Origin of the sequence: Terriglobus sp. TAA 43 (assembly GCF_000800015.1) — a bacterium.
GTDB lineage: Bacteria > Acidobacteriota > Terriglobia > Terriglobales > Acidobacteriaceae > Terriglobus.
Map to the genome: position 1 here is coordinate 2,968,789 of NZ_JUGR01000001.1, position 17,325 is coordinate 2,986,113.

The window sequence follows — 17,325 nt, forward strand, 5'->3', positions numbered from 1 at the left end:
ACATCTCGAATGAAGCAAAAAAAGGCCCTCGCGAAGTATCGCGAGGGCCTTTCGCAGCAATCCAGAGACTTCGGGAGGAGTCTAGAAGTTCCAGGACATGGTGCCGCGAATCACGCGTGGTTCGCCGGGTTTGACGTACAGGTCGTTGTAGCTGCCGGCGTACCAACGCTTGTTGGTAATGTTGTTGGCGTTCACTTGCCACATGGCGTGACCTCGACGATAGCTGGCCGATGCGTCCACGATGCCGTATGCGGGCAGACGGAAGCTGTTAGCAAGATCGCCGGATTGATCGGTGTAATGGCGTCCGCCAAAACCGAACGTAAGACCGCGCACGGGGCCGCGCGGAATCTCGTAGGTGCTCCACACATTGAAGAGATGTTTCGGCGCGTTCAGCGTAGGCGTGCCTGGGGGCAGCGTGGTGTCGTTGGTGACGATAGCGTTGATGAATGCGTACGACGAGACGATGTTCCAACCGGCCAGCGGATGGAGCGTTGCCTCAAGCTCTACGCCGCGACTGCGTTGCGCGCCGGTGACGAGGTAGAAGTTAGGAACTGCCTGGTTAGCCGTGGCAACGTTCTTGCGATCGAGTTGGAAAAGTGCACCAGAGGCGAGCAGCTTGCCGCTGAGGAAAGACGACTTTACGCCTCCTTCCCACTGCTGTCCGCGTTCGGGTGGCAGATAGGTGCTGGTGTTGGCGTCGACGTAGACGAGGCCGGATTGCGGCAGATACGACTTGCTGAAGCTGGCGTACACAGTGGTCTGGCCGAAGGCTTGCCATGTAACACCAAAGCGAGGCGTAACGCCATGACCGTTTTGATTTGCGGAGCCACGGCTTTCATTTTTAGCCCAGTCAAAGCGTCCGCCACCGGTGATCGTCACGTGCTTTGGCAGGCGGATGTGGTCCTGCAGATACAGGCCGGTGTACTGCGTGACGGTCTTCGTATCGGAAGCCACGATCAGCGATTGCACCGGGTTTTGCCCGTAGACAGGCTTGTACAGATCCAGTGGTTCGTACTGGCTGGGATCGTTGAAGTCGATGGACCAACCCTTGCCGATGGTGGGGTTGCGGAAAAAGTCGAGGCCGAGCAGCGCGCTGTGTTCCATGCCGAGGAACTTGGCGCGGCCCTCGATGTTGGTATCCGTCTCATGCGTCTGCCACGGCCCGTGATAGCTGTACGGATAGCGATAGAGCGTGCGGTTGTCTGCGCCGAGGAATCCTGGGTAGTAGATGCGGCTCCAGTCCTGCTGGTACCAGGCGAAGCGCGCGTTCTCGCGCAAGATCAGGTTGTCGCTGAAGCTGTGGTGGAACTGCACGCCGAATTGCTGATTGGCCTGCGACATCTTGTTCGCATTGGCTTCAAGTTCGCCGATGTACGTGGAGATGGGCAGGATGCCGTTGCCGGGATTGGGGAGCACTGTGCCGATGGCGGGCAGAGGCATGCCCTGTCGGCCGTTGTCACGCTGGAAACGGCCTGTGAGTGTGAGCCATGTTGAGGTGCGTGGCTTCCATGTGAGCGACGGCGCGAAGTAGTAGCGGTGGCGGTAGGTGTAGTCCACGAAGGTGTTCGCAGAGTGATACAGCGCAGCGAGCCGGCCGTAGACCGTGCGCGAAGAGGTCAACGAACCGCCGATGTCGACGGCGGGATCGACGAAGTTGAATGAACCTGCGGTGACCTGTGCGTGGACGAAGAAGTCCGGTACGGGCTTGCGTGTGACGATGTTCACGAGGCCACCGAGAACGCTTTGGCCGTAGAGTGCGGAAGACGGTCCCTTGAGCACTTCGACGGACTCCAGGCCCCATGTCTCTTCCATCATGCCGTTGCCGCCACGTAAGCCGTCGATGTAGGTGTTAAACGAGGCGTCGAAGCCGCGGATGCGGTAGTAGTCCCAGCCGTCGTAATAACCGCCTGCGATGACGCCGGGGACGTTCTTTAGCGCGTCGTCCAGCTTCACCACTTCCTGCGAGTCCATGAGACTGCGATTGATCACGCTGATGGCCTGCGGCACCTCTGCCAGGGGCAGGTCGGTTTTGGTGCCGCCGCTACTGACGGGCGTTGCAAACTCATTGCCTTCGGTAGCCGTGACGGTCACGGCACTGCGGACGTTGCCGATCTGCAGGACAGGATTCAGCACGGTACCTGAGGTGGAGTCGGCGATGTTGACCTTCTGCGAAGCTGTGCCGAAGTTGGGCGCTTCCACGTCGATTTTGTATTCACCGTAGGGCACGGTGACGGCATAGGTTCCGGCTGCGTCGGCGGTGATCTGCGTGCGCAGGGTGCCGCAGGTGAGGGTGATTTGTGCGTGTGGGACGCTGGCGCCCGTGGGATCAGTGACGACACCAGAGAGACGGCGGGGCGTGCCACGGTGGCCGTCGCAACCCGCAGGCGCGGGCTCTACGGCAGCGTTCACTGCGGGTTTTGTGGCGGGGTGTGGATCCTCGGCAACCGTGTGCATCACGGCGACGGAGGAAAGCGCGAGGGCAAACGAAACTGGCAAAAACGGGCGCATGAGTACCTTTCAGGGATGTGGCCCGTGAAAGCAGAAAAGAACTCCGTGGGAATTCGAGGCTGCCGGGTGGGCCCATCGAACTCACTCCAACGGACCCCCCTCAGAGCGCCGGAAGTAGTGAAAGTTGTGCTTCTTAATATCGGACAAGTTAAGTCTTATATCAAGTCGAGAGTGCGATTACAGATATGCAGACTCACTTGATGCCATGTTTTTGGTGTTGCGGGTATCATCGGCACCGATGAAAACCGTGTCGTTTCTGTCGCTTCGAAATTTTCTTGTTCTTTCTCTGCTCTGTGCGCTGCGTTTGCCCGCGCAGCAACAGACGCCTGTCCGCAACGTGGTACTGGTCATGACGGACGGTATGCGCTGGCAGGAAATCTTCCGCGGCGCAGACGAGACGTTGCTGACGCCGGAGAACTACTACAACAAGCGTGACGTTGCGCCGCTGAAGCAGCAGTTCCTGGCAGCTACGGCTGAGGAGCGTCGCCGCAAGCTGATGCCGTTCTTCTGGGAACACTTTGGTGCCACCGGCTTCATTTTTGGCGATCAGGATGCCGGTTCCACGGCGTCCGTGACGAACGGCAAGAACTTCTCCTATCCCGGATATTCGGAGACGCTGACGGGGCATCCGGACCCTCGCATTGATTCGAATGATGACAAGCCGAACCCGAACCTGACGGTGCTGGCGTGGTTGAATCACAGGCCGAAGTTCAAGGGCAGCGTTGCGGCGTTTGGCGCGTGGCAGACGATTGCCAATGCCGTGAATCCGGAGAAGTGCGGCTGCGTGGACAATGCGGCGTACGATCCGTTGGTGATTTCGCCGATGCCACCTGCGCTGGCGGTACTGAATGCGGTGAAACGCGATTCGCCGCGCGAATGGGACGACGAAACGGTAGATGCGCCTACGTTCTACACCGCGATGGAGTACGTGAAGGCAAAGAAGCCGCATGTGCTGTACATCTCCCTGGGCGAGACCGATGAGTGGGCGCATGCAGGGAACTACGGCGAGTATCTGCTGTCAGCAAACCGGGCCGACCAGTACCTGAAGCAGCTTTGGGATCTGCTGCAGTCCATGCCGGAGTATCGGAACTCCACCGCTCTGATCTTCACCACCGACCATGGCCGTGGCACCGTGGGCAAAGCCTGGCAGACGCATGGCGAGAAGACACCGGAATCGAAAGATATCTTTATTGCAGTGAGCGCGCCGGGTCTGAAAGGCAAGGGCGTCCAGAAGAATGCGGCGTTGGTCACGCAGTCGCAGGTGGCGGCTACGCTGGCACGTTTTCTGGGTGAGGACTGGAAGGCTGCGGAGCCCAAGGCGGGGGAAGCTTTGCCTTTGAAATAGATACTTCCTGCGGTTCTCGGGGCGCGATGCGCGTGACTTCCACGGCAATAGAAAAAGCCCGGCGCGAGGCCGGGCTTTCCCATACTGATTGAAGTTGCAAGGATCACCTGCGAAGCAGGTCGAGGAAAATTAATCCTGTTCCTTACGAACCTTCTTGCGATTCCGCTTGCGTGCCAATGCTTCCTTGACGCGCTTCTTTTCGCCGGGCTTCAGGTAGAAGGAGTGGCGCTTGACTTCCTTGATGATGTCTTCCTGCTGAACCTTCCGCTTGAAGCGGCGCAGTGCATTCTCAAGGGGTTCGCCCTCTTGGAGACGTACTTCTGCCATGTAGTAAAACACCCCGCTCTCAGGTCACGCTGACCGTTTCTTAGGATATCGCAAAATGGGCGACTCCGTAGCGGAGAATCACCACAATCAGCTATCCCTAAGAATTAAGATAACTTAGCGGCGGTGGCGAGGCTTTGTTTTCGCGACAGGTGCGGGAGCCGTTACTGTCCAGACAGGAGTTCCGGTCCAATTGCGCATGGTCTGAAGCTGACTTCCTGCGGCGATTTGCGCGGGCATATCGTCGCCCAACGGTGGAAAGTATCGAGCCGCGACGTGCGCCACATCCGCCGATGCAAAAGTCAGCTTGTAATTATTGCGATCCAGTGTGCCAATGATGCTTTGCGACTCAGCCACGCGCGGCACCACGGGTTCGGGCGTTCCCTGTACGGTCGATGCCGTCTGATATGCGGTAAGCGTCAGCGCTGTATCGATCAACGTGCTGTTGTTGCCCGTTCCCACGTTCGTCAGGACGACATTCCACGTACGGTTTGCATTGGCGGCATCGTCTTGCTGCGCGGGAAGTGTGCAGGTGCAGATCACGGTGGTACCCCACCGGCTACTCTGGGGACCGGTGTCTTCCTTCCAAGCCGTCAGATTGAGCGATCCGCCCAGGCTGAGGTTCTTTGGAATCCGCTTCGAAAAGAGACGCATCCATGCGAGAGCGTAGTTGGGTGAAGCATCCTTCAGCGATGCCTGCATGGAGGCCGTGCTGAAAGAGAACGTATCCGGAATCTCGCCGCGCAGCAGAAACACACCCGGTTTGGCTGCCGCATCTGGCTTGTCATGCGCACTGAGCGGCGCGGGCTCGCTGCGAAGGAAGTCAATGGCCGCAAGGAACGACGTGTCTTCCTTGGTGGGCACAGCGCAACGGAGATCATGCAGGCTGCGCAGCAGACCCGCGGTGGCGGCTTCGCAGTGCGCATTGATCTGTGCGGTCTGCTCCGGTGCAAAGTCCGCACGGTGCAGCGAAAGCAGATGAAGATCGGCATTCAGGCGCGCCGTGTTCAACGTGCCCTTCAACGTGGCGGAAGCAGAGGCTTCGCCGCGCCATCCCTGATCCTTTCCTGCGACCAGCTTGGTGGCCTCGCCCATGGGAGTGGGCTTCCACGTCGCACTGAGATCAATGCTCGCCGATGAAAGGTCCGTACCGCGTCCCAGGGTGGCTTCAACCTTTACCAGGCCTACGTCCGATGCGTCGGTGTCCGTGCGCGAAGGTCGACCCGAAAGCCGAAGCTGCCACTGATCCGGCTCCGGCAGCCACAGTGCAAATTCGGCTTCCTTCAGCGAGAACGGGAGCTTCACATCGCCGTTCTTAATGTTCAGGCGGGCGTCGGTCGCTTCAATGTAAGGAAAGCGAGGAGCTTCACTGGCCTTTGCCTGAGTTGTGGGCGCAGAGGTGATCTGCGATGCCTGCGTAACGATGCGCTGCAGGTTCCATCGGCCCGTCTGCGGGTCCCGTACCAGGTTGATGGAGGGCGAATCCAACGAAATGCGCGACACCTCAATCCGTCGGCGCCACAACGACGCCAGCCGCAGCCGTGCCTCAACAGTATTGGCGCGAAGAATCGGCTCCGAACCAAAATCCGGGGTCTCGCTCACTACAAAATTCGAAAGCGTCAGCCCTGGTAATGGCAGCAGATGAAGCTGAATGTTGTCGATGCGCACGGGGCGTCCCAGTGCCTCGGACATGGCTGAGGCCACGCGACGCTGATACCGGCTGACACTGATGTACGGTGGCAGAACGATCAGCAGCACCACCATTAGAGCCCCAATCAGCACAAAGGTCAGGCGGCGGCGGATGGTGGGTGTCCACAGTGGGTGATGATCGTCGTGCAGGACTTCTTCGTTCTCCATCGCCTCTACTGAATCCGATGCAAGGTACGGCTCCAGCGCGTATCGCTGAAGAAATGCGTAATGACGTGGAGGAACCATCCGGCGGTGCTGGGGTACTGCGCCTTAATTGCCTGGTCGTCCGGCGTGATGAATGACCAGTAGACGAACATGGGACGGCCAATCAGATTCTCCTGCGGCACAAATCCCCAGTAGCGACTGTCGAGGCTCTCAAGACGGTTGTCACCCATGGCAAAGACGACGCCTTCCGGCACAACCAGTTCGCCATTCTGCACGTGGTTCCGGATATCTACGGCCCAGTGTTCGGCGTTATTCATCGCAGCAGCAGAGGCAATACCGTTGATATCGCGTGGGAAATCATCACGTGCGGTGTCGTAATTGTGGCTGGGGATGCCGGAGTTATCAGGAACAGAGATCTGCGGCTCATCCAGGCGCTGACCATTGCGATACACAATGCCGTGCTCCAGATGAATACGGTCGCCCGGCAGGCCCATGGCACGCTTCACCAGGATCAGATCCGGGTTCTCTGGGTGCGGCTTTACAAAAACAATCACGTCGCCACGCTGCACCTGCCGATGCCACTCCAGCGGCATCCACTTTGTGGGCGGAGCCAGGGTCACACGGTCCACCAGGACGTGATCGCCAATCAGAAGCGTCTTTTCCATGGATCCGGACGGGATCGCAAAGTTCTGGAAGAGAAACGTCATGATGAAGAGACCGATAACCAGCACGTAGGCTAGTCCGGCAAGTGATTCGGGCAGAGTTTCTTGCTTCTCTTCTTCGTGGGCGACTGCGGTTTCAGCCATGGCAGCGTCTAGTCTACCGGATGCCCTCACGCGGCTGCGTTGCTTTTACAATCAACGCGTTGTCGAAGAAGGAGCTTTTCCTTGCCCGAACCCCTGCTCATTGCCAAAATCGACGCCCAAGAACTGACCCTGCTACCCGGAATGGCCAACCGTCACGGTCTGGTGGCCGGAGCCACCGGGACCGGCAAGACTGTAACGCTGGAAGTCATGGCGCAGGCATTCAGCAGCATCGGCGTGCCCGTCTTCGCTGCCGATGTGAAGGGTGACCTCAGCGGCATCGCCATGCCCGGTGCATCATCCCCAAAGTTTGACGCGCGCGTGCAGAAGCTTGGGCTGGGCACGTGGGCCTTCGCAGGATGCCCGGTCACGTTCTGGGATGTCTTCGGTGAAGAAGGCCATCCGCTGCGCACCACCGTCAGCGAGATCGGCCCGCTGCTTTTCGCACGCATTCTTAACCTGAACGATACGCAGACCGCTGTCCTCACGCTGGTCTTCAAAATTGCCGACGATCAGGGCCTTCTGTTGCTGGACCTGAAAGACCTGAAGGCCATGCTGAACGCTGTGGGCGAAAACGCGAAGACGTACCAGACTGAATACGGCAATATTTCAGCGGCCTCCATTGGGGCCATTCAGCGCGGACTCGTCTCGTTGGAGCAGCAGGGAGGCGATAAGTTCCTGGGCGAACCCGCACTCAATATCGACGACCTGTTGCAGACCGTCGACGGCAAAGGCGTGGTGAACATTTTGGCGGCAGACAAATTGATGCAGTCGCCGCAACTCTACGCCACCTTCCTGTTATGGCTGCTGAGCGAGCTTTACGAACACCTGCCTGAAGTCGGAGACATGGATAAGCCGAAGCTGGTCTTCTTCTTCGATGAAGCGCACCTGCTGTTCAACGACCTTCCCGCGCAACTCTCACAGAAGATCGAACAGGTAGTACGACTGATTCGCAGCAAAGGCGTGGGCATTTATTTCGTTACGCAGAACCCGGCGGACATTCCTCCAGTGGTGCTGTCGCAGCTTGGCAATCGCGTACAACATGCACTGCGTGCGTTCACACCGCAGGAACAGAAGGCCGTGAAAACGGCCGCACAAACCTTCCGCGTGAACCCTGCACTCAATACAGAAGAGGCCATCAGCCAGCTTGGCGTGGGCGAAGCATTAGTTAGTTTTCTTGATGAACAGGGAACACCCACCATCGTCGAACGCGCATGGGTCATCCCGCCGCACGCACACATCGGCCCGGTAACACCCGACGAACGCAAATCCCTCATGCAAACGTCAGTAGTAGCTGGTGTGTACGAACAAGCCGTGGACCGCGAAAGCGCCTACGAACGCCTGACGCAACGCGCGAACACATCGTCCTCAGCAAACAACGCACCCGCAGCGGGCACACCATCGCCCATGCCACGCGACATGCCGGTGCCACAGGACGTGCCGCAACAACAGAGCGGCGGATGGCTCTCCAGCGTAACGGAAGTGCTGACACAGCGCGGACCAACCGGCCCTCGCGGTGGACGCGGCGCAGACTCTATCATCGAGACCGCCGCAAAATCCGCAGCACGCGCCATGGCGAGCCAGGCAGGAAGACAGATCGTGCGCGGCGTACTCGGCTCCATCATGGGCAGCATGATGGGCGGCTCCACCAAGTCACGCGGCAGAAACAGCTACTAGTTCGGCATATCCGATGGCGGTGGTCCCTGCATGGGACCATCGACACGGCGACCATGCTGCGTCGCCATCGCACCGAATACTTTCTGCTGCGGCTCTGTCAGCAACGCACGCACTTCCTTGCGCACGCTGGTCTGCAACGCCTCCATCTGCTGGCGACGCGTGAACTCATCTGTGCTGTTACTGGAAGACGATTGCGCCGCCGTCTGCGCGTCCACATAAACACTGAAGATCTGTTTCTTCTGATCGGTAGTAAGTGCCACCTATGCCCGTGACATGGCTCGCGCAATGTGATCGATCTCCATCGCAGCCGATGGCGGCTCCGGTCGCTGCTGCGTGATGCCACTCTGCACCACCAGCAACACCGTAAGCAGAAATACACCAAACGAGGGCACGGCCTCAACCGCGCCACGAAAAATCCGATGGTGAAAAGAGTGCCTGTTCATGCTCTATGGGACGAGCATCCGCGCACCAATGAGTACCGCTTTCCCTGTTAGAACAAACACGTGGTGGAATGCACGCTCTACACTTGAGGCAAAGATTCCTGAAGGGGAACCTCATGGGCCGCGAATACTTCACACAGAATCCCCAATACCCGTTTGCCGATGCCGTCCTGGTGGACGGCCGCACGCTGTATCTCTCGGGCCGCATCGGGCTTCTACCTGGCACCACGCAGACTCCGTCCACCGCCGAAGAAGAAGCGCGCCTGGTTCTGGACGACATACAAAAGGTGCTCGCCCTTGCTGGCATGAAGATGGATCATCTGGTTCAACTGCAGGTCTTCTGCAGCGATGTCAGCCTATGGGAGACATTCAACGCGGTGTATCGGACTTACTTCACAGGACCACTTCCGCCGCGCGCTTTTCTCGGTTCTGGCACACTGCTTTTCAACGCCCGTTTTGAACTGATCGGCATTGCTGTAAAAGATAACTAGGCTAATCATCCTCTCTCCGAGGTGACGTGTGTTCTCCAGACGATCCTTGATGAAGAATGCAGGCGCGGCATTGCTGACCATCCGCGCAACGTCTGCCAGTGCGGCCATCTCCGTGACGCTATCTACGGTTCTGCCAGCACGCGATGCCTTCGTCACACCGCAATACGGCGTGTACATCAACAACGCACGCATCCATCCCATGAGCATCAGTAGCCGTGCTGCGGTCGATGCCTATCTCGATAGCAAGGGCACCATGGCCGTAAAGCAGGCCAGCACTACCAGTCCCATCTCGGTTGTTGCAAAGGAAAGCTTTGCAAAGCTCATCAACGCCAAGCCGGATGAAATTGCCTACGTCAACAGCACCAGCACAGGCGAAAACCTTGTTGTCAGCGCGTTGGGTCTCATGCATCCCGCCACAGGTGGACCACAACCAAACATCGTCACAGACGCGCTTCACTTTGAAGGCTCGCTCTACCTCTACACCGAACTGCAAAAGCGAGGTGTGGACGTACGCATCGTGAAGGCAACAACAAATGATGCAGGGGCATGGGTCGTAGACAACGCCGAGTTCGAAAAAGCAGTCGACAAGAACACGCGACTCATCGCTGTCTCGCTGGTCTCATGGATCAATGGCTTCACACATAATCCAAAGTGGCTTGCCGATCTCGCCCACTCACACGGCGCAAAGCTGTTTCTTGACGCCGTACAAGGGGCAGGCTGCATGCCGATTGATGTGAAAGCAAGCGGCGTCGACTTCCTTGCCTCCGCCAGCTACAAATGGCTCATGGGCGACTTCGGCATCGGCTTCCTCTACGCCCGCGCCGATGTACTGCCCGCACTACAACGCCCGCTGATGAGCTTTCGCCAGTTCGGCGACATGGAATACCACGCACTGCCAGGCGACAAGCCCGGCCCCTACCCAGCCACCTTCGACCAGTTGCAGAACGCTGCAGGCTACTTCGAAATCGGCACCTATGCCAATCCAGTTATTGCCGCACTCAGCGTGTCACTGCCATGGATACTGCAACTCGGCGTGCCCAACATCCAGCAGCACGCCCACACATTGAACAGCATCCTGCGCGCGGAACTGCCGAAGCTGGGCTACGCCTGCATCACGCCGGAAGACGCGGGGGCCTCTATCATCGCTTTCCACGTAAAGAACGATGCCACTACCGAGGCAAAGTTAAAAGCCGCCAAGGTCGACATCTCGGTCTACCCCGGCCGCATGCGAATCGCTCCATCCGTCTACAACAACGAAGCAGACATCCACACGCTCCTCAATGCACTGGCATGAAGTGAACAACGGGCAACAGAAAGGCCGCCCTCACGGGCGGCCTTTCTTATTTCGTTTGAGTGAAGCGATTAGTCGCCTGCAACCAGTTCGTCGTTCTTGATCTCAGCAACAACTTCTACTGCCGGAGCTGCGGGCTTGATGCCACCCAGGCCACCGATTTCGCCGAGAGCGACGAATCCGGGCTGTTCCTGCTCCTTCAGGATTTCCTTGCGGTAGAGCTTCGCCATACGGGCGTTCTCTGCATCCTGCTTCAGCTTCGCGTCACGTGCACGGATCTTCTCTTCGCGTGCGTTCTTGGCGATACCGCTCTTGTCGAAGGTATCGTTCGCAGCGGAGTTTACGTGCGCTTCGTTCAGAACCAGGTCATACTTCTCCTGCTTCTCGATCGCAACCTTCTTACCACCTGCGAAGATTTCGTGACGGCCGTGCTCCTCGTACCACTTGGTGAGGGTCGACGTCATGTGCATCTTCTCGATGATGTTGCGCCAGCCGATACCCGTGTTGTACGCGCAGAAGCTGATTTCGCCTTCCTGCGTTGCGTACGGGATGATGCACTGCTCGGTGCGGCGGAAGTCGTAGTTGAACAGATCCTGGAACCACATGCCGGCGATGAAGAGGAAGTTCCAGCGGTCAGCGCGGCGCTTCTCAATGTCGGCCATGGTGCGGTCGCCAGTTACCTTGCCGTAATTGCGGCCGGTAGCGCCGAAGCACTTGTCGAACTTCTGCAGCAAATCCATGATGCGGAAGTGCGTGGGTGACTTGGTCGGGTCGTAGTTGCGCAGCAGGGCAAGCGACACACCGACGATGGACAGGAACTTGCCACGTGCCGCATCGTTGACGCGAGCCACGTCCTTCGCAAGCTGTACAGCGTTCAGGAACGCCGTTACCGGCACAGCTTCCTTCGTTTCCTTATCGATCATCAGCGCCATACCGATACCGCAGTTCGGGTGGCAACCGCAGGAGAGCTGGCCCCACTCATGCTCCGGTCCGTGAACCAGATCGGCCCAGTCAGAGAAGGTGGACATGAACGAGATGGGGAACCAATCGCGGGTGGACTCGCCCAGGCCCGTCTGGTTGCGGATGTCGTGTGCGAGGTGCGACAGCGTGTAACGCTGTGCCTGACGGCGCTCGTCCGAAACTGCTTCGTCACGACCGGTAAATGAAACCGGCTGGAACGAGAGGAAGTTGATCTTCTTCGGGTTGTCGAGAGCGAACTCGATGATGCGGCCAACCTGCTCGTTGTTGATGCCGTTGATGATGCAGGTGACGGGAACGATGTCCACGCCTGCCTCATGCAGATTGTGGATCGCCTGCAGCTTCACATCGAACGAGTTGCCAACCTTACGGTGGCTGTTGGCAGCGTTGCCGATACCGTCGAACTGGAGGTATGCGTAGCGCAGACCGGCTTCCGCCGCGGCCTTCGCAAATTCCTTCGACTTCGCAAACTCAATACCGTTGGTAGCAGCCTGCACCGAGTTGTAACCAACCTTACGGGCATAAGCGACAGCGTCCAGGAAGTACGGGCTCAGGGTCGGCTCGCCGCCCGAGAACTGTACCGACATCTGGCGACGCGGCTTGATCTGGATTGCGTTGTCCAGCATGGTCTTGATCTCGTCCCACGTCAGTTCGTGAACGAAGCCAACCTGGTTCGCGTCCATGAAGCAGGGGTCGCACATCATGTTGCAACGGTTGGTCAGATCGATCGTCAGAACCGAACCACGTCCGTGCGTCACGGTGCTGGTGCCGTGGTTGTGCAGCTTCTCATCGTTGTGGGCGCGGATATCGCGGCCCGGGAAAACGTCTTCCAGGTGCTTCATCATCGGCGGATCGATGGACATCACGTCTTCGAAGTGGCCGTGGATCGGGCAATCCTTCACCATCAGGATCTGGCCATCGCGCTCGATGATCTGAGCCTTGATTTCGCCGACCTTCTCGTTGAGGAGGATTTCGTGGGGCAGCTTGCCATCCACAATCTGCTGACGGATCTCCGGCACGCAGCGGGGGCAGAGCGAATCGGTCGTACGGGGCCAGCCGAGGGGCGGCTTTTCTTTCTGATAGCTCTTCAGCAGAGGCTTGTCGCTCCACTTCGGCGTGAACGACGGGTTCGGGCTGATGTTATTCAGCTTGTCAAACACTACCCATGCTCCCTGCGCTGCCAGCGTAAGGGCTTTTTCTGCGAGCTTCGATGCCTTGGCCATACCTTCTCCTGAACGAATGCCTCACCCCGTGGGGATCACGTGGACGGGCTTAATGAATCTATGCGACGAGCTTAAAGATGTTTGAACTCCATCCCAAGCTCCAAACTTTCGGCACGAACCCACAAAGACACAGGGACTTGCGCCTCAAAAAGCGTACCGGAAGCGTCAGAGGGGCACATCTGTGATTTATGGAACAGCGACATCAAGCAGCGAACGGCGATCTCTTGCAGTGAACGGAAGGCTTACTTTTACGCATGAAAAAGCCGACTCAATCAGTCGGCTTTTATTCATGACGCAAAATGGCGTTTCGCCTGATAACACGCTATTTCCGCAAATGAACGATACGCAGAGCGTCATCAAGAAACTCATTCGCCAGCATACCGACGGCAGCGCCGCCCAGCGAAGTGCCGTAGTTTTCGAACGTGGCCCTCGCGCCAGTGTCCTGATCGGGGTAGATGAAATTGCTGATCCCGGCTGCGGTTCCGTAACCAAGCAGCAGTGGCGCATTCAATCTCTGGTGTCCGCTATCGGACCGTGTCACCACAACGCGCGAAGCGGCATAAAAGCCGCGCTTGAAGAAGCCGTGGTCCCGCCCCATCTGGTAGTAGCGAGGATCATCGTGGAAAATCGGCGCAAAAACCGCATCGGTGGTCAGGCTCTGTGTCACGTTACGCAATGCCGCAGCACCCACGCGTTTGCCGAAGGCTTCGCTGTTGTGACCATAGTGCGGCGATGAGTCAATCAAATGCGACCATCCCGCTGAAGACATGATGCTGACGAGATTCATCAGGCCAAAAGCGTCAGGGAGCGCATAGACCATTTTGTCTGTGGCGCTGAGCGGAAGCGCCTGCTGGCCGGGATAGATCAGGCTCGCGTATTTCTTCGCCACCGGGCGCCCGTAGTTTCCCGCGTTGGCGCGTATGGGCGAATTCGCGTTCTTCTGGTCTGCCTGGTCTTCAAGCGAATCGCGTACTGTTGAGGGCGCATCCGGCAGAAACGCCGGCTGTTCAAGGCGCGCCTCCGCCATGTGCTGCACATTCGGTTCCTGCCCGAACAGCAACGGCGAGATTAAGAGAGAGGCAGACGCAATGAGATATCGCTTCAACTTGGCGTTCCTTTTCGGGGCTGTATTACAGAGTGCTCCGGTGTATCGCAAATTGGAAGCTTGTTATTTCGTTTGAGTTGCACCGGGGTCCGGGGTTAACTCAAGCGGCAACTCCCGAGAATTCTCGCAGAACCCTCGCTGTGGATACGGTTCTAATTGCATGTGGATGTGTGCGCCCATCGGCGCGGGAAGGAATCGGGAGATGGCCGACTGGAATCGTGAAGTACAGGATGCAACCGACCGTGCCGAGGCCGAACTGCAGCGCCTGATCCGCTACCTGAACGACGAAGTGGTGCCAGAAGTGCGCCAACAGGGCTCATCTGCGCTGAAAAAAGCTGCGGATGGACTGCACAAACTTGCGGAGAAGATGGATGACCGCAGCCGCTAGCCGCAGGAAATGGCAGCGAGCAGGGCTGGTATTTGCCAGCCTTCTGGTGGTGTTGTTGACCACCGGATGCCATCACAAGGCAAAGGTGTCGCGGAATTATCCGCCACCACCGCCGGTGCGCAGCGGCGCTTCGTCCTCCAATTCCGCAACTGCGAAACGGCCATTGCCGTCGTACGCAACGCCACCACCCAACTGGAACGACAACGCTCTGGCCCCCGGCGACTCCAGCGTGGAAACAGGCCTTGCAAGCTGGTATGGCCCGCCGTATCACAATCGACAGGCCGCCAACGGCCAGCCATACGACCAGAATGCCATGACGGCAGCGCACCGGACGCTCCCCATGGGAACGACCGTTCGCGTAACAAATACAGCTACGAACCAATCCGTGGTGGTGGTCATTACTGACCGCGGCCCCTTCGTGCACGGTCGGGTGCTGGACCTGTCGCTGGCCGCAGCCAAAGCCACCGGCGTGTATCGCGCAGGCGTGACACAGGTGCGGATTGAAGTTTTGCAGCAGCGTGCCGGGGTCTCGCCAACCGGTAAGTGGTGCGTACAGATTGGCGCGTTTCAAGACTCTCGCAATGCGCTCCGCCTGCAGAACGACTTGCAGCGACGCTACAGCACCGCGAAAGTGCTTGAATTTCAGGGCCCTACGGGCCACTGGGTACGCATTAATCCTGTCGGATACGATAAGCGGCAAGCAGTAGCGATTGCGGATACTCTGCGCACGGCAGAACCGGACGCCTTGCCGTATCTCGTAAGGCTGGATTGACCCGTCACTCGAATTTCACAGCGGTAAAGGCAGGGGAAATCTACAGGGCGTATACTTCTGCGTCTTTTTTCTCTTGGTAACGTCTAAAAGAATGTGCTACTCTGTGCTTCGCTGGAGAAGTGCGCCTTTGTGGTCCAGTCCTCACACGACTGTCAACCTTGCGCCTGCGGTCTTTGATACCGCGCCCTATGCTTCCCCGCTCATGCACATCGCATCCATAAAGGGAGTCGTGTCTGCGCCTGCAACCTGGCGCGTCGGCTCCTGCGCATAATTTTCGGGACTGGACGGAAAACACCGTGGCTGAAGAGATCGACAACTATCAAGAAGACGTAGACCGGATGATCGACACCGGGAAGGAAAAGGGCTATCTCACATACGGTGAGGTCAATGACCTGATTCCCGAAGGCATCACCTCTGCCGATGATCTGGATGACCTGCTGACCACCATCAACACGCAGGGTATTGACGTCCTCAATGGCGAGGACAAGTACGAAAACCGTGACAAGTACGGCGAAGAATCAGAAGAGAACGACGACGTTGAACTGGACCTGACCCCGGGTCAACTGGAAAAGACGAACGACCCCGTGCGCATGTACCTGCGCGAAATGGGCACTGTACCGCTGCTGACGCGCGAAGGCGAAGTCGAAATCGCCAAACGCATTGAGCGCGGACAGCTTCGCGTGATGAAGGCTATCTCGCGTTCGTCGATCGTCATTCGCGAAATCATCGCGCTCGGCGAAGATCTGAAGCGTGGCGTCCGTAACGTGAAGGAAGTTGTCACGTTTGATGAAGACGAGCTGACGGAAGACGTTCTGGCCGCACGCGTGAAGGCGACCGCCAAGCGCATCGACAACCTGGTGAAGCACCAGAACGCCGCCGAAGAAGCCCTTGCCACCCTGGAATCCGGCAAGGCCAAGAGCCAGAAGGAACAGCGCAAACTGCGTTGGGCTGCTGGCCGCGAGCGCGTGAAGGTCAGCCGCATTGTCCGCGAGCTGAAGTACACGAATGGCGAAAAGAAGCGCCTGCTCGACAAGGTAAATAAGACCGTCGACGGCATGCGGACGCTGGAGCGCCAGATCAAGAATCTGGACACCAAGTTCGACGCCAGCAAGTCTGAAGAGCTGAAGAAGGAATACCGTCGCCAGCAGAAGAACTGCCGCCACGATCTTGACCGCCTGGAAGCTGAAGCGGGCATCACCGTGGACAGCCTCAAGCGCACACAGCGCGAGATGGTGCAGGGCGACATGGACGCGGAACGCGCGAAGCGCGAGCTCATCGAGGCGAACCTTCGTCTCGTGGTCTCCATCGCGAAGAAGTACACGAACCGTGGCCTGCAGTTCCTTGATCTGATCCAGGAAGGCAACATCGGTCTGATGAAGGCAGTGGACAAGTTCGAGTACCGCCGTGGCTACAAGTTCTCCACGTACGCAACGTGGTGGATCCGTCAGGCGATTACGCGCGCCATCGCCGATCAGGCCCGCACCATCCGTATTCCGGTGCACATGATCGAAACGATCAACAAGCTCATCCGCACCAGCCGTCAGCTTGTGCAGGAGCTTGGTCGCGAACCTTCCTCGGAAGAGATTGCAAAGCGTATGGATATCCCTGTTGCAAAGGTCCGCAAGGTCCTGAAGATTGCACAGGAGCCCATCTCGCTGGAAACGCCCATCGGTGAAGAAGAAGATTCTCACCTTGGCGACTTCATTGAAGACCGTATGGCCGTATCGCCTTCCGACGCTGTCATCAGCGTCAACCTGAAGGAGTACACCAGCCAGGTCCTCCGCACCCTGACGCCGCGCGAAGAGCGCGTCATCAAGATGCGCTTCGGACTGGAAGACGGCAGCGAACACACGCTGGAAGAAGTAGGTCAGAGCTTCCAGGTAACGCGCGAGCGCATCCGCCAGATAGAGGCAAAGGCACTCCGCAAGCTCCGCCACCCAAGCCGCAGCCGCAAGCTGAAGGCGTTTGTGGATGGTGTGAAGGAATACTAAGCAAACAGAAGCAAGACAAAGGCCCCGCGAAAGCGGGGCCTTTGCTTGTTACCCAGTTTGCCGGGTCTGGTTAGAGGAGGAATATTCATGAACCGGCGATGCAAGCGTGAGGAACTTGCCAATGTAAACGTCACA

Annotated in this window: 15 protein-coding genes; 7 read left to right on the forward strand and 8 right to left on the reverse strand. The window is 58.2% G+C overall.

The genetic code is table 11. The features are described from left to right. Positions 1–81: 81 nt before the first annotated feature. Positions 82–2,508 (reverse strand): TonB-dependent siderophore receptor, encoded by a 2,427-nt coding sequence (locus tag M504_RS12715; RefSeq protein WP_047491921.1) that lies wholly within the window; start codon positions 2,506–2,508, stop codon positions 82–84. 238 nt (positions 2,509–2,746) lie between these two features. Between M504_RS12715 and M504_RS12720 the strand changes: the two genes are divergently transcribed. Continuing rightward, the gene (locus M504_RS12720) at positions 2,747–3,853 is read left to right on the forward strand and encodes a sulfatase-like hydrolase/transferase (protein WP_047494809.1); all 1,107 of its coding nucleotides are present in this window, start codon (positions 2,747–2,749) and stop codon (positions 3,851–3,853) included. Positions 3,854–3,982: 129 nt separating this feature from the next. Here the strand turns inward: M504_RS12720 and rpsU are convergent, their stop codons facing one another. The 3 genes from rpsU to lepB form a co-directional block, all read right to left on the reverse strand. Further along, the gene (rpsU, locus tag M504_RS12725; RefSeq protein WP_041592738.1) at positions 3,983–4,180 is read right to left on the reverse strand and encodes a 30S ribosomal protein S21; all 198 of its coding nucleotides are present in this window, start codon (positions 4,178–4,180) and stop codon (positions 3,983–3,985) included. Positions 4,181–4,294: 114 nt separating this feature from the next. Then, entirely contained in the window at positions 4,295–6,034 is a 1,740-nt protein-coding gene (locus M504_RS12730) for an AsmA family protein (protein ID WP_047491924.1), read from the reverse strand. Positions 6,035–6,039: 5 nt separating this feature from the next. Continuing rightward, complete coding sequence (gene lepB / locus M504_RS12735; RefSeq protein ID WP_047491927.1) at positions 6,040–6,837, reverse strand: signal peptidase I; 798 nt, start codon at positions 6,835–6,837, stop codon at positions 6,040–6,042. Positions 6,838–6,918: 81 nt separating this feature from the next. Between lepB and M504_RS12740 the strand changes: the two genes are divergently transcribed. Beyond that, positions 6,919–8,511, forward strand: a complete 1,593-nt coding sequence (locus tag M504_RS12740) for a helicase HerA-like domain-containing protein (RefSeq protein ID WP_047491930.1) — start codon at positions 6,919–6,921, stop codon at positions 8,509–8,511. Here the strand turns inward: M504_RS12740 and M504_RS12745 are convergent. Together M504_RS12745 and M504_RS22340 are read right to left on the reverse strand one after the other, a co-directional pair. Next, positions 8,508–8,771: a hypothetical protein gene (locus M504_RS12745; protein ID WP_047491933.1), complete on the reverse strand. Its 264-nt coding sequence runs from the start codon at positions 8,769–8,771 to the stop codon at positions 8,508–8,510. The two genes, M504_RS12740 and M504_RS12745, sit on opposite strands and share 4 nt — an antisense overlap. Beyond that, positions 8,772–8,954 carry a hypothetical protein gene (locus M504_RS22340; RefSeq protein WP_047491936.1) on the reverse strand — a complete coding sequence of 61 codons (183 nt, stop codon included), beginning with the start codon at positions 8,952–8,954 and terminating at the stop codon, positions 8,772–8,774. A 113-nt stretch (positions 8,955–9,067) separates the two neighbouring features. On the opposite strand from M504_RS22340, the gene M504_RS12755 reads away from it, so the two are divergent. Continuing rightward, complete coding sequence (locus M504_RS12755) at positions 9,068–9,442, forward strand: RidA family protein (protein WP_047491939.1); 375 nt, start codon at positions 9,068–9,070, stop codon at positions 9,440–9,442. Between the two features lie 49 nt (positions 9,443–9,491). Continuing rightward, a complete protein-coding gene (locus tag M504_RS12760; protein ID WP_052200692.1) occupies positions 9,492–10,736 on the forward strand; it encodes an aminotransferase class V-fold PLP-dependent enzyme in 1,245 nt (414 codons plus the stop codon). 68 nt (positions 10,737–10,804) lie between these two features. Here M504_RS12760 and M504_RS12765 read toward each other — a convergent pair whose 3' ends face one another. Further along, on the reverse strand, positions 10,805–12,934 hold the full coding sequence (locus M504_RS12765) for a radical SAM protein (RefSeq protein ID WP_047491945.1): 2,130 nt from the start codon (positions 12,932–12,934) through the stop codon (positions 10,805–10,807). 322 nt (positions 12,935–13,256) lie between these two features. Next, positions 13,257–14,039, reverse strand: a complete 783-nt coding sequence (locus M504_RS21365) for a hypothetical protein (protein WP_052200693.1) — start codon at positions 14,037–14,039, stop codon at positions 13,257–13,259. A gap of 202 nt (positions 14,040–14,241) precedes the next feature. Between M504_RS21365 and M504_RS12775 the strand changes: the two genes are divergently transcribed. The 3 genes from M504_RS12775 to rpoD all read left to right on the forward strand — a co-directional run bounded on the left by M504_RS12775 (position 14,242) and on the right by rpoD (position 17,190). Further along, complete coding sequence (locus M504_RS12775; RefSeq protein WP_047491948.1) at positions 14,242–14,427, forward strand: hypothetical protein; 186 nt, start codon at positions 14,242–14,244, stop codon at positions 14,425–14,427. Then, positions 14,411–15,199, forward strand: a complete 789-nt coding sequence (locus tag M504_RS12780) for a septal ring lytic transglycosylase RlpA family protein (protein ID WP_047491951.1) — start codon at positions 14,411–14,413, stop codon at positions 15,197–15,199. Before M504_RS12775 ends, M504_RS12780 begins: the two co-directional genes overlap by 17 nt. A 296-nt stretch (positions 15,200–15,495) precedes the next feature. After that, complete coding sequence (gene rpoD, locus M504_RS12785) at positions 15,496–17,190, forward strand: RNA polymerase sigma factor RpoD (protein ID WP_047491954.1); 1,695 nt, start codon at positions 15,496–15,498, stop codon at positions 17,188–17,190. Positions 17,191–17,325 lie beyond the last annotated feature (135 nt).